Below are 14,285 nucleotides of genomic sequence, written 5' to 3' on the forward strand. Positions count from 1 at the left end.
AACTATGATTGATAAAGACATCTTACAGATGCCTAAAATCAAAAAAATTCTTGTCTTGCTTGCAGGTTTTTCTTTCCTGCAAGCAGTCTTTATAATTGGGCAAGCTTTTTTTCTTTCAAAAGCCATTGTCGGCCTTTGGAGTGGCGGGCATCTTAACCAACAACTACAGAGTATTTTACTCTTTTTTATTTTTTATCTTGGTCGACATGTTATTACGTATTTTCGTGAGAGAATGCTCGATACATTTAGTTATGAACGCTCAAAAGAATTACGCGAACAATTGTTAACCAAAATTTTCCGTTTGGGGCCAAATGTTGTTCAAAAAAATGGGACTGGAAATATGGTTACCATGGCTTTAGAAGGCATCAGTCAAACCGAAAATTATTTACAATTGATTTTGACAAAAATGATGAATATGATGATTATTCCTTGGATTATTTTGGCCTTTGTTTTTACACAAAATATTCGTTCAGGCGTAACATTGCTGATTGTTTTTCCGATTATTATTATTTTTATGATTGTGTTAGGTTATGCAGCACAAAGTAAAGCGGACAAGCAATATGCGGCGTTTCAAATGCTCTCCAATCATTTTATTGATTCCTTGCGAGGAATTGACACGCTGAAACTGTTTGGGTTGAGTAAAAAATATGCTGGGAGTATTTACCATACAAGTGAACGATTCAGAAAAGCGACCATGAGTACGTTGAAAATTGCTATTTTATCAACCTTTGCGTTAGACTTTTTTACGACATTATCGGTAGCTGTTGTGGCAGTTTTCCTTGGATTAAGTTTATTAAACGGCACGATTTTATTATTTCCTGCCTTGGTTACTTTAATTTTAGCACCCGAGTTCTTTTTACCGATTCGTGATTTTTCAAGTGATTATCACGCAACCTTAGATGGAAAAAACTCTTTTCAAGCGATCCAAGCGGTATTAGCATTGCCAGAAGCAGAACAGACCGATGTGCTCACGTTAGATGATTGGCATCAAGAAAGTCAGTTGTCAGTCACAGCGTTAAATTTTTCCTATGAAGATGCAACGCAAGAAGCGATTCAATCGTTGCAATTTTCTGTTGATGGTCGCAAAAAGATTGGAATTATTGGGGCGAGTGGTTCTGGTAAGTCAACGTTAATTAATTTATTAAGTGGCTTTTTATTGCCAACAGAAGAAACGAGTCAATTGGCGATAAATGGTCAGACGATTCCACATTTTTTACAAAAAGACTGGCAAAAACAAATCCTTTATATTCCGCAAGCACCATATATTTTCCAAGATACTTTGGCAAACAATATTCGCTTTTATACACCTGAAGCAACAGATGAGGCGATTCAGCAAGCGATTCAGTTAGTTGGCTTAGACGAGCTGGTTAAAGACCTTCCCGAAGGAATTCATACCTTGATTGGGGAAAGTGGTCGAATGTTAAGTGGGGGACAAGCGCAACGAGTAGCGTTGGCCCGCGCCTTTGTCGATCAAAAACGCCACGTCTTGCTGTTTGATGAGCCGACAGCGCATTTGGATATTGAAACAGAAGTTGAAATGAAAGAGCGCATGTTGCCATTAATGAACAATCATCTTGTCTTCTTTGCGACACATCGTCTGCATTGGATGGAAGAAATGGATTACATTTTAGTGATGGAAAAAGGTCAATTAGTGGAACAAGGAACGCTAGCAGAGTTGATTGAAAAAGATGGCTACTATGTTCAATTAATGAAGCAAATGAGAGGAGGACGCCAATGATGGAAAAACAGCCGACAACGAAAGACGTTTGGAAAAACGATCAATGGGTTCGTCCTTTCTTAAAACGCTATAAAAAAACCTTGTATTTTGCCTTACTTTTAGGCTTCTTGACGTTCTTTAGCGCAGGGGCATTAATGTTTACGTCTGGTTACTTAATCAGTCGTGCGGCTTCCTTACCAGAGAATATTTTATTAATTTATATTCCCATTGTTTTAACAAGAGCATTTGGGATTGGCCGTCCTGTTTTTCGTTATGTGGAACGTCTAACGAGTCATAACTGGGTGTTAAAAATGACCTCTGATCTGCGCTTGAAACTTTATAATGTGCTAGAAAAAGATGCGATTTTCTTTAAGACAAAATATCGCACTGGGGATATCTTAGGTTTGCTTTCGGAGGATATTAATCATATCCAAAACTTGTATTTACGAACGATTTTCCCAACCGTTATTGCTTGGATTTTGTATATCTTTTTAGTGATTGCATTAGGTTTCTTTTCTTGGTGGTTTGCTTTATGCATGTTACTGATGTTAGGAGTGGTTGTTTTTCTATTACCACTTGTTTCAGTTCTAGTGAATGGTGCGCGTCAAGAAAAACATAAATATGCCAAAAATGAGTTATATCAAACACTAACCGACAATATTCTAGGTGTGTCTGATTGGGTATTTAGTCAACGTGGCTCTGAATTCGTTGCTCGTTATGAAACAGATGAAGCAAACGTTCGTGCATTAGATGAAAAAATGAAGCAATTTAACCGTGGCCGAGACTTTGTTTTACAACTTCTGTTCGGTGTGATTGCGATTGCTGTCTTAGCTTGGACTAGTGTGCGGTTTCCAGGTAATCATGGGGGCGCAGCCAATTGGATTGGTGCCTTTGTTTTAACCGTTTTTCCGTTAATTGATGCTTTTGCTCCGCTACCTGCTGCAGCACAGGAAACAACGATTTATAAGGATTCCATTCGTCGTTTTAATGAGCTTCCTGAAGGGGAAGATGACTCAACAGAAGCGCCTGTTCAGCCAAATGGCACCAGTTTATCGATAGAACATTTGTCTTTTGCATATGAAAATCAAGAGAAAAAGGTATTAAATGACTTATCGTTAACAATTCCTGAAAAACAAAAATTAGCGATTTTAGGGCGCAGTGGTTCCGGAAAGAGTACGTTGGCTTCGCTCATTCGTGGTGATTTACGGCCTACTTCGGGAGAAATCCTTTTAGGAAACATCCCAACTGAGGCATTTGGTGAGACGATGACTGAATATATTGGGGTTATGCACCAAGCACCGTACCTATTTCGAACAACCATTTTAAATAATATTCGGATTGGTAGAGAAGAAGCAAGCGAAGCAGAAGTTTGGGCGGTTTTAGAAAAAGTGGGCTTAAAAGAAATGGTTGCCCAATTACCAGAAGGTTTACAAACAATGGTGGATGAAGCAGGTTTGCGTTTTTCTGGTGGCGAACGACATCGCTTGGCACTAGCACGGATTCTTTTGCAAGATACACCGATTGTGTTATTAGATGAACCAACTACTGGTTTAGATCCAATTACAGAACAGCAATTGCTGGAAACCTTTTTTGAGGCATTAAAAGATAAAACCGTCATCTGGATTACCCACCATTTGCAAGGCGTAACTTTGATGGATCAAGTGATCTTTATTGAAGATGGCCAATTAGAGATGAGTGGTACACCAGAAGAATTACTTGCAACCAATGCGCATTATCAGAAACTTTACCGAATTGATCGTGGCATTAGTTCTTTCGAGGAATAAAAAAACGACTGGTTGTTGATTAAAGCAAACAATCAGTCGTTTTTCTATTTCAATTAATGGCAATTCTTTCATAAAACGTTTAAAATGAACGATGTAATAAGAGCTCAGTTAAGGAAAGTAAGGTTTCTTTTGCTGTGCCATCAGGCAATTGTTGAATATCAGTGATTGCTTTGTTGGTTACTTTTTTAGCAAAAGCTTGTGCTTCTGTAACGCCATGATAGTCATTGACTAGCGCCGCAACTTCAGCTGCCTCTTCTAAGGTAATGGCGCGTCCTTTATCCAAATAAGGGCTGAATACGTCAGGCGCTGCTTGATAAGCGAAGAGAAGAGGTAACGTATAAACACCTTGTGACAAGTCTTCTAAAGCGGGCTTTTTCAAGGTTTCCGTGTCGGCAGTATAATCTAAAATATCGTCATAGACTTGAAAAGCAATGCCAATATGACGGCCAATTCGTTTAGCTAAACGTTGGACTTCTTTTGAACTATGACCGAAATAGGCCCCTTCAAGACAGCTTAGTGAAAAAAGTTCGGCTGTTTTGCCGTTGACACTTCTTAAATAAGCTGGAATCGACATGCGGCGGTCAAATCGATGACTCATTTGATCGAGTTCACCAAGTAATAACCGTTTCATTCCTTGTGCATTGATTTTCATAAATTCAGAGCCATTCATGGCATCTGCAATCAAAGTAAAGAATTCAGTGAATAGTAAATCACCTGTGTAAACAGCAACGTCTTTACCATATTGTGATTGAATAGTCACAGCGCCTCGGCGCAATGGAGAATCGTCAATAATGTCATCGTGAATCAACGTAGCCATATGTAGGATTTCCAAAGATGCAGCTATTTTTAATAGTTGTTGTTTCTCTTGTTTTTCTTCATCACCCAGTTGAGCAAAAAGAAAGAAAAAAGCGGGGCGTAATAATTTGCCGCCAGAACGAGCCAAAGTTACTAAGGCTTCTTCAATGTCTTCGTTGCGTGTATGCAACGTTTGTTCAATTAATTCACATGTTTCCGTTAAAGAACGTTCAACGTCAGGAAACGACTTCCAAAATGTGTTCATAAATATACTACGATCCTTTCAGTGGTTCAATACTATTTGATTGTATACGAATTGGCGACAGAAATACAGTAATTAAGTTTTAAAAGTAACAAAGTTTGTAAAAAAGTAGCGGAGGGATAGTTTGAATCGAGAAATATTTTTTGAATTAGTAGAATTAAAAGCAAAAACAGCGAGTGTTTTGCCATTTTTGTTAGGAATTTGTTTTAGTTGGTACCAATATGGGCGGCTTCATGTTGGTTATGTTTTAATTTTTTTCATTGCGATGTTTATTTTTAATATGGCGGTCGATATTTTAGATAATTATAATGATTACCATCATGCCACAGAAGTTCATGATTATAAGGAAAAAACGAATATTATCGGTCGAGAAAATTTATCTTTGCCATTAATACGCAAAATGATTTTTTGGATGATTCTCGTTTCTGCTTTAATGGGGATTGGGTTGTCATTTATTGTCGGCTGGCCGTTATTAATTATGGGTCTTTATTGTTACTTAATTGGTATTTTTTATTCATCAGGACCGAAACCTTTATCCAGTCTACCATTAGGGGAAGTTTTCTCAGGATTTACAATGGGGTTCATGATTACCCTTATTTGTGTCTACATTAATACGTTTGAAGTTTTCAATTGGTCAGCAGCTAATTTATGGGGGATTTTCTTAGTCGCCTTACCTAACACTTGTTACATTGCTAACTTAATGTTAGCAAATAATATCTGTGACTTAGAGGAAGATGAAAATAACAAGAGATATACATTAGTTCATTACCTTGGCAAAGCAAGTTCTTTGAAATTATTCGTCGGATTAAATACAATAGCAATGTTAGCCATTTTGTTAGCTGTCGGTTTAGGATTAACCCCGCCAACAATGTTACTCATGCTTTTAACTTTACCTTTTGTACGGAAACAAACCCAAGCCTTACTGAAGGAACAAGTGAAGAGTAAAACATTTGTTTGTGCTGTGAAGATCTTAGCTGTGGGAGCAACTGCACAAGTGCTATTTTTTGCCATAGGTTTGTGGTGGCTGTAAATTTTTTATAGAGTGGAAGGGAATCAAAATGAATAAGAAACATGTTGTTATTTTAGGTGCTGGTTACGCAGGCTTAAAAACATTACGCGAATTACAAAAAGGCGCCAAAGACGTCGAAATTACTTTAGTGGATCGTAACAACTATCACTACGAAGCAACGGATTTGCATGAAGTTGCTGCTGGAACACAACCAGCTGAAAAAATCACATACAATATTATGGATGTTGTCGATGAAAAAATGACCACCTTTATCCAAGGAACAGTTAAAACAATTGATGCTGCAACACAAACAGTTGCTTTAGAAGATGGCCAAACAATCAATTATGATTACTTAGTTGTTTCTCTTGGGTTTGAATCAGAATCATTTGGTATCCCTGGTGTGCAAGAACATGCTCTACAAATGGTAGATGTGAAAACGGCTTTAAACGTGTATGAACATATCCAAGAACAAATGCGTCAATACAAAGCAACTCAAAACGAAGAATTCTTAAAAATTGTTGTCTGCGGAGCAGGCTTTACAGGGATTGAATTATTAGGTTCTCTTGTTGAAAACAAACTAAAATTTGCTGAAATCGCAGGTGTCTCAGCAGATCAAATCCAAATTTATTGTGTCGAAGCAGTTACTCGCCTATTACCGATGTTTAACGAAAAACTTGCGAACTATGGTGTGCAATTATTAAAAGATTCAGCTATTCATTTATTATTAGGTAAACCGATTAAAGAAATCAAACCAGGCGCAGTTGTTTATCAAGATAACGAAGTAGGCGACTTGGCAGAACTTTCTGCTAAAACAATTATTTGGACAACGGGTGTTAGTGGAAGCCACGTTGTAGGCGATTCTGGATTTGAAGCTCGTCGTGGTCGTGTCATGGTTCAACCAGATTTAACAGATGCGAACCATAGCAACGTCTATATTATTGGTGACTGCTCAGCAGTGATGGATACAGAAACTAATCGACCTTACCCAACAACAGCACAAATCGCCTTGAAGATGGGCGCTCATGCTGCTAAAAATATTCAAGCACAATTGAAAGGGGAAGCAACTAAACCTTTCAGCTTTAAATCACAAGGTTCTGTTTGTTCTGTCGGAAATACACGTGCTTTAGGAATTGTTGGTAAAACAGACATTAAAGGATACCCAGCTTCATTCATGAAAAAAATTATCATGAACAAAGCGCTCTTTGAAACAGGTGGTACCAAAGAAATGATGGCTAAAGGTCGTTTCGACTTATACCATTAAGAATCAGCAAAATAAGAAATAATGGAACAGTGGTTGAGAGACCATTGTTCCATTTTTCTTAAATGAAAGTTTTTAAAAAATTTCCATGATTTTTCAAGTAAAATGAGGTGGGCACTTTTGTTCGATTCCATTTTTATGTATAATGAGAAGTGATGGAAAGAGGGAAGTTAAATGGCACAAAAAAGAGCAACAAATAAGAAAAAAAGTACGACAAAGAAAAAGACCAAAAAACAACAGCAACAACAAGAACGTTTAAATTATATGTTTCTTGGCCTGATTTTTATTTTATTCGGTGTCTTTGGACTCTTTCGCTTAGGGTTTTTAGGCACGTTATTAGCAAATTGTTTACGCTTAGTTGTAGGTAATACCTTTCCATTTGCAGCGATTTTACTAATCCTGTATGGCTTATTAGTCATGATTTATGGGAAAGATTTTCCGTTAAAAAGAGGGCGCCCTATTTTTGGAGCTGCTCTGATTTATATTAGTGTTTTGTTATTTTTCCATGCCTTTATGTTTCGAAATGTTAGTGGTAGTCAACCAGATATTTTAGGTAACACTTGGGAATTTTTGCAAAGCGATTTAAAAGCCAACCAAGTGACGCAAAACGTAGGGGGCGGTATGATTGGCGCGCTGCTTTATCAAGGAACGTACTTTTTGGTGGCACAATTTGGTAGCTATTTAATTGCTACATTGCTACTGTTAGCGGGTATTTTCTTGATGAGTATGTGGGATTTTCAGCAAATCGTTGATCATTTCCAAAGTATTCAAGATCGCCTAAGTCATGTTTCGGCAAAATCACAGGCGCGACAAGAAGAAAAAGAGGCGAAGCGAGCAGCGAAGAAAGAAGCCAAAGCTGCAGAACGCCAAGCAAAAATTGAAGCCGCTGCCCAACAAAAATTACAAGAGCGGGAACGCATGGAACAAGCGGCAGCCGAGCGCTTAACAAAAACACCAGTTGAAACCCACCAACCAATGGTGGAAGAACCGTCCGCACCAACGCCTGTTCAAATTGATTCGTTTCAACAGCAAAACCAGGCGATGCCTACTGTACCACCAATTGCAGCAACAAAACCGCAACGAGAGCAGGAAGAAGAGGCGGCAGATGAAGCTGGTGTTCTCGAATTTGAAATTTCTGAAGAAGCGGAAGATCGTGATTATCAACTACCACCAACTGATTTGTTAGATACAATTCAAGCAACGGATCAAAGTGGTGAATATGAAAAAATCGAAAAAAATATTGGCGTCTTAGAACAAACCTTCAAGAGTTTTGGTGTTGATGCTAAAGTGGTCAAAGCTAGTTTAGGACCATCTGTCACAAAATTTGAAGTTCAACCCGCTGTTGGGGTAAAAGTTAGCAAAATTGTTAACTTGACGGATGACATTGCTTTAGCGCTTGCGGCCAAAGACGTTCGTATGGAGGCCCCAATCCCTGGCAAATCACTAATCGGGATTGAAGTTCCTAATAGTGCAATTAGTACAGTATCCTTTAGAGATATTGTTGAGGCACAACCAAGTCATCCAGATAAACTACTAGAAGTACCTTTAGGTCGAGATATTTCAGGGATGGTTCAAACTGCGGATCTATCAAAAATGCCGCATTTATTAATTGCGGGATCGACAGGGAGTGGGAAATCGGTTGCTATCAATGGCATCATCACAGGTATTTTGATGCAAGCGAAACCCCATGAAGTAAAATTAATGATGATTGACCCGAAAATGGTGGAATTGAATGTGTATAACGGGATTCCTCATTTATTAACGCCAGTGGTTACTAATCCGAGAAAAGCGGCACAAGCCCTACAAAAAGTAGTTCAAGAAATGGAATTTCGTTATGAAAAATTTGCAGCAACAGGCGTCCGAAATATTACTGGTTACAATCAACTAATTCAACAGAAAAATGCGGAAGATGGCGAAAATCGTCCGATTCTGCCATTTATTGTTGTCATTGTGGATGAGTTAGCTGATTTAATGATGGTGGCAAGTAACGAAGTAGAAGATGCGATTATCCGCTTAGCCCAAATGGCACGGGCAGCGGGTATTCATATGATTTTAGCGACACAACGGCCAAGTGTGGATGTCATTACAGGAATCATCAAAGCAAATGTCCCTTCTCGAATGGCTTTTGCGGTCTCAAGTGGGACAGACTCGCGTACCATTATTGATACCAACGGGGCGGAGAAACTATTAGGTCGAGGCGATATGCTCTTCTTACCAATGGGAGAAAATAAACCAATTCGTATCCAAGGGGCCTTTATCTCTGATCAAGAAGTCGAACGAGTGGTTGCGTTTGTAACGGACCAACAAGAAGCTGAATATCAAGAAAGCATGATGCCAACAGATGAACCGACCACTTCAGGCGGTGGCGAAGCTCCTCAAGATGAGTTGTTTGAAGAAGCGAAAAACTTGGTGGTTGAAATGCAGACAGCTAGTATTTCGTTGCTACAAAGACGTTTTAGAATTGGCTATAATCGTGCGGCTCGCTTAGTAGATGAATTGGAAGCACACGGAGTTATTGGACCATCAGAAGGTAGTAAACCAAGAAAAGTCTTTCTACAAGCGGAATCAGAAGAGGCAGCACCTGAAACGCCAGAACAATAAACAAAAAGAACAAAAATAGATAAATTTATCTATTTTTGTTCTTTTTTTATAATTTCAGCAAAGCATCATGTTATAATCATCATTTTCTGGTAAAATAGAAAGGAATAGTGCGGTTGGGAGGGAGCGTATCATGAGAAGAAAGAGCGTGCTTTATTTAGAAGTAGCAGATCAGATTAAAGAAGATATTTTGAGTGGCAAGTATCCAGTAGGAACGTTTTTACCAACAGAAACAGAATTGGAAGAGATGTTTAACGTTAGTAAAATTACGATTCGGCGAGCAATCGAAATGTTAGCAACAGAAGAATTTGTTGAGAAAAAAAGTGGCCGAGGCACAACTGTGTTAAGCAATCGTCCCTATAATAAACTATCAAAAGCAGGGACATTCACTGAATTTTTGAATGAATCAGGTCAGAAAGTCACTAAAAAAGTTTTACAAGTTGAAAACTTGACGTTGTCAAAAGAGATGCCGGCTTATCAATTTTTAGGAGAAGAAGTGGTTCACCTTTCACGATTATATCTAATCGATGAACAACCCTATATTTATTTTAATTACTATTTGCCAGCTGCCATGAAAGACGTATCATTGACTGAATACAAAGAAGAATCCTTGTATCGTTTGATGGATCGCCATGCCATTGAAATTTATAAATTTGAAGACCGTTTTGAAGTTGCAACTTTGACAGAAGCAGAGCAAAAGATGTTGCAAACAACTGAAACAACGGGCTTAAAAAGAATTCGGCGGTCGTTAAGCCCAACAGGTCGTTGCGTAGAATATTCAGAAGCTATTTATAATACGAAGATTCATCCTTATGTGATTGAATATGAAGCATAACTTTTAAAAGAATAACAGTGCACTTACAGTAATGTAAGTTCATTGTTATTCTTTTCTATTGTCGTTTTTTTTCGTTTTCGATACACTAAATGAGTGAGAAGAATAGGAGTGGAAAATATGTTAGAAGTACAAAATTTGAAAAAAGTTTACGGAAACGAAATTAAATATGAAGCCTTAAAAGGGATTAATTTAACTGTCCAAGATGGTGAATTTATTGGTATTATGGGACCTTCTGGAAGTGGAAAAAGTACACTTTTAAATTTATTGGCAACAATCGATAGTCCAACAGACGGTGAAATACTTTTAAATGGAAAAAATCCAAACAATTTGAATCAAGAACAAATTGCTAAATTCCGTCGTACAGAATTAGGATTTGTTTTTCAAAGCTTTAATTTAATGCCAACATTAACCGTTGAAGAAAATATTATTTTGCCATTGACGCTTGATGGAGAAAAAGTCTCTGTAATGAAACGACAATTAGCAGAATTAAGTGAACGTTTGGGTATCAATCATCTGTTGAAAAAACGAATTGCAGAAATTTCTGGTGGACAAGCACAGCGTGTCGCCGTTGCGCGGGCAATGATTCATCATCCACAATTATTATTGGCTGATGAACCAACAGGAAACTTAGATACGAAATCATCTAAGGATGTGATGGGCTTGTTACAACAATTAAATGAAGAAGAAGCGGCGACTATTTTAATGGTGACCCATGATCCGCTAGCCGCAAGTTATTGCAAGCGCATCGTCTTTATTAAAGATGGTGAATTAATTGATGAAATTGTCCAAAATGGCAATCAAAAAGAGTTCTACGATTTAATCATGATGAAACTGGCTGAGATTGAAGGTGTCGATAATGAATTTTAATCAGTTTGTTATAAGAAATACGATTCGAAATAAGCATTTATACTTGGCTTATTTCCTAAGTACAATGTTTTCTGTGATGATCTTTTTTACGTTCACTGGTTTTGTCTTTCACCCAGCCTTAGCTAATGGTTTAAATCCTAAAGCACAAATGGGAATGACGGCTGCGGCTATTATAATCTATGGTTTCTCTTTCTTATTCGTTTTATACTCGATGGATGTCTTTATCCAATCTCGGAAAAAAGAGTTTGGAACCTTGATGATTCAAGGGATGAGTCCAAAACAGTTAAAGAAAATGATTTTTATTGAAAACTTAGTGATTGGTTTCTTTGCTACAATTTTTGGTAGCATTTTAGGTGTTGGATTTTCACAGTTTATTTTATGGATTAGCAATTTATTGATGCATCTAGGTTTAGGTTTTTATTTGCCAGTGATGCCGTTTATCATTACTGTCATTTCATTTGCGGTCTTGTTTTTAGTAATTTCTTTCTTTATTCAATTCCGCTTGCCAAAAGCGACACTTCAAGAGCTATTAAAAGCAGGAGAAATGGGTAAAGGTGAAATCAAAAGCTCTAAAGTTAAATCTTTCTTAGCCGTGTTACTTTTAATTGTCGGTTACGGAATTGCTTTAGTTGCTAAGGGACAGTTAGTTTTAATGGTGATGTTCCCAGTAATTTTCTTAGTTATTTTAGGGACAAAATTCTTATTTGACCAATTGAGTGTTTCTGTCATTGAACGTTTAAAACGGAAACCAAAAATCTTTTGGAAAAAAACCAATATGGTCGTTTTATCAGATTTGGCTTTCCGTATGAAAGATAATGCACGTTCGTTCTTCTTGGTTTCGGTGATTTCAACGGTCGCTTTTGCTGCCATTGGAACGTTATACGGCGTGAACGAGATGATTTTTAAAGGAATAAGTTCTGTACCGTACGAACTGACATTGTCTGATTCGACCAACCCAGAAAATCAAGAAATGAAACAATTTGCGACAAAAACATTCCAAGAAAAAAATATTCAGTTTGATCAGATTGATTACACAATGTACAAAACAAGTGCCGGTATCCAATTAATCAAAACATCTGAATATAATAAACTTGCAAAATTTATAGATGAACCAACTTTAACAGGTGAGAAAGTAGTTAATTTATCACAAAAAGATGCTCCTTCTGCTGCATCAGTAGATGTTAAATCTGTTAAATTGGGAAATGATCAAGTTTTAAACATTGATAAAACAGAAGAAACCAATGTATTACCGACTTTTGGCGGTGTGGTTGTTATCCCAGATAATACCTCAACAGATGGAATCAAAGCGGAAACAGAAACAATTTGGCAGCCCAAAGCAGGAACCAATCGTGAAGAATTGATAAAAGCAGAAAATATTATTGGTGACAAGTATCCCATGTTAGTAGGAACAGCTGCAATGTCGGCAGCCATTACGCAATATTATACGCCAGTTCTATTTGTCGGACTATTTATCGGTATCGTGTTCTTTGTCTCTGCGGGTAGTTTCTTATACTTCCGTTTATACAGTGATATGAATACGGACGTTGAAAAATTCAAGATGATTTACAAACTTGGTTTGACGAAAAAAGAATTGAAGAAAATGATTTACCAACAAGTAGGTATTTTATTCTTTACCCCAATTGTTGTTTCATTTATTCATGGAGCTGTTGCTTTGAAAGCAATGTATGCTGTCTTAGATCAGCCAATGCAGTTAGCTGGCTGGGAAGTTTTAGGTGTTTTCTTATTGATTCAGGTCGTTTACTATTTAATTGCCAGAACGTTCTACTTCAAAAAAGTTTATCACTTAGTGAAAGATTAATTATAAAAAATCGTTAAGCATGCACGCTTAACGATTTTTTTTGAGGCTCTTCGTGATATTGCATTCAAAGTGAGAATACGTTATAGTTATGAAGCGAATGTAATAGCAGAAATGAGGAAAAGAAATGCAGAAAGAATCCATTTATGGACTGACGAGAGAACAGCTTGTGGACTGGTTTTTAGTCCATGGCGAGAAGAAATTTCGCGCAACACAAGTGTGGGAATGGTTGTATACAAAACGTGTTGCTTCATTTAGTGAAATGTCGAACATTTCTAAATCGTTGATGACTTTATTAGAAGAAAATTTTTCATTAAATCCATTAAAACAAGTTATTGTGCAAGAAGCGCAAGATGGTACCGTGAAATATTTATTTGAATTACCAGATAAAAATATGATTGAAACAGTCTTGATGCGTCAAGAATATGGATTATCTGTTTGTGTGACCACTCAAGTTGGTTGCAATATTGGGTGTACATTTTGTGCTAGTGGGCTATTAAAAAAACAAAGAGATTTAACTGCTGGCGAGATTGTTGCCCAAATTATGTGGGTGCAACATTATTTCGATGAACGTGGGTTGGATGAACGTGTTAGCCATGTCGTTGTGATGGGAATTGGTGAACCATTTGATAATTATGCCAATGTCATGAACTTTTTACGAACGATTAATGATGATAAAGGCTTGGCCATTGGTGCCCGCCATATTACAGTTTCAACAAGTGGTTTAGTGCCAAAAATTCGTGAATTTGCAGACAGTGGACTACAAGTAAACTTAGCAATCTCATTACATGCTCCTAACAACGAAGTCCGTACATCAATTATGCGGATTAATCGTAGTTTTCCAATTGAAAAATTAATGGCAGCAATTGATGAATACATTGAAAAAACCAACCGACGTGTTACATTTGAATATATTATGTTGAGTCAAGTGAACGACCGACCAGAACATGCTCAACAATTAGCAGATTTACTACGGAATAAGAAAAAACTTTCTTATGTTAATCTGATTCCGTATAACCCAGTGAGTGAACACGATCAATATAGCCGAAGCTCTAAAGAAGCGGTTTTAAAATTTTATGATGTACTCAAAAAGAATGGCATCAATTGTGTTATTCGTAAAGAACACGGAACAGATATTGATGCGGCTTGCGGACAATTACGCAGCAAACAAATGAAAAAAGAAAAAGTCAAAAACCAATAACGTAGTTAAAATCGGATCAAAAAGGTTTCTTTTTGATCCGATTTTTTATTTATTTAATGAAAAATCGTAAATTTCTCAATTCTTGTTTATAAACAAAAGATGAATGCTCTAAAACTTTTATGACAAATTTTCTTTTTGTGGTT

The 14,285-nt window shown here is 37.2% G+C and carries 10 protein-coding genes; 9 read left to right on the plus strand and 1 reads right to left on the minus strand.

Translation table 11 applies throughout. The features are described from left to right. The first annotated feature begins 4 nt into the window (after positions 1-4). On the plus strand, positions 5-1,738 hold the full coding sequence (gene cydD / locus AB3I72_RS03230) for a thiol reductant ABC exporter subunit CydD (RefSeq protein WP_002419709.1): 1,734 nt from the start codon (positions 5-7) through the stop codon (positions 1,736-1,738). Beyond that, positions 1,735-3,501 carry a thiol reductant ABC exporter subunit CydC gene (gene cydC / locus AB3I72_RS03235; protein WP_002364246.1) on the plus strand — a complete coding sequence of 589 codons (1,767 nt, stop codon included), beginning with the start codon at positions 1,735-1,737 and terminating at the stop codon, positions 3,499-3,501. The genes cydD and cydC overlap by 4 nt, the downstream gene beginning before the upstream one ends. A 79-nt stretch (positions 3,502-3,580) precedes the next feature. On the opposite strand, the gene AB3I72_RS03240 is transcribed toward cydC, so the two are convergent. Continuing rightward, positions 3,581-4,561 (minus strand): polyprenyl synthetase family protein, encoded by a 981-nt coding sequence (locus tag AB3I72_RS03240; protein WP_002360015.1) that lies wholly within the window; start codon positions 4,559-4,561, stop codon positions 3,581-3,583. A 121-nt stretch (positions 4,562-4,682) separates the two neighbouring features. Between AB3I72_RS03240 and AB3I72_RS03245 the strand changes: the two genes are divergently transcribed. The 7 genes from AB3I72_RS03245 (at position 4,683) to rlmN (ending at position 14,142) form a co-directional block, all read left to right on the plus strand. Continuing rightward, positions 4,683-5,588: a prenyltransferase gene (locus AB3I72_RS03245; protein ID WP_002360016.1), complete on the plus strand. Its 906-nt coding sequence runs from the start codon at positions 4,683-4,685 to the stop codon at positions 5,586-5,588. 28 nt (positions 5,589-5,616) lie between these two features. Further along, positions 5,617-6,828, plus strand: coding sequence for an NAD(P)/FAD-dependent oxidoreductase (locus AB3I72_RS03250; protein ID WP_368023560.1), 1,212 nt, complete (start codon positions 5,617-5,619; stop codon positions 6,826-6,828). Positions 6,829-6,999: 171 nt separating this feature from the next. After that, positions 7,000-9,426 carry a DNA translocase FtsK gene (locus AB3I72_RS03255; RefSeq protein WP_368023561.1) on the plus strand — a complete coding sequence of 809 codons (2,427 nt, stop codon included), beginning with the start codon at positions 7,000-7,002 and terminating at the stop codon, positions 9,424-9,426. Positions 9,427-9,556: 130 nt separating this feature from the next. Then, complete coding sequence (locus tag AB3I72_RS03260) at positions 9,557-10,258, plus strand: GntR family transcriptional regulator (protein ID WP_002356983.1); 702 nt, start codon at positions 9,557-9,559, stop codon at positions 10,256-10,258. 117 nt (positions 10,259-10,375) lie between these two features. Then, positions 10,376-11,125, plus strand: coding sequence for an ABC transporter ATP-binding protein (locus AB3I72_RS03265; protein ID WP_010822976.1), 750 nt, complete (start codon positions 10,376-10,378; stop codon positions 11,123-11,125). After that, on the plus strand, positions 11,115-12,944 hold the full coding sequence (locus AB3I72_RS03270; protein WP_104806206.1) for an ABC transporter permease: 1,830 nt from the start codon (positions 11,115-11,117) through the stop codon (positions 12,942-12,944). The genes AB3I72_RS03265 and AB3I72_RS03270 overlap by 11 nt, the downstream gene beginning before the upstream one ends. Before the next feature lie 124 nt (positions 12,945-13,068). Further along, on the plus strand, positions 13,069-14,142 hold the full coding sequence (gene rlmN, locus AB3I72_RS03275; RefSeq protein WP_104806207.1) for a 23S rRNA (adenine(2503)-C(2))-methyltransferase RlmN: 1,074 nt from the start codon (positions 13,069-13,071) through the stop codon (positions 14,140-14,142). The last annotated feature ends 143 nt before the right edge of the window (positions 14,143-14,285 follow it).

The sequence above is a fragment of the Enterococcus sp. GC34 genome (assembly GCF_040886645.1).
GTDB lineage: Bacteria > Bacillota > Bacilli > Lactobacillales > Enterococcaceae > Enterococcus > Enterococcus faecalis.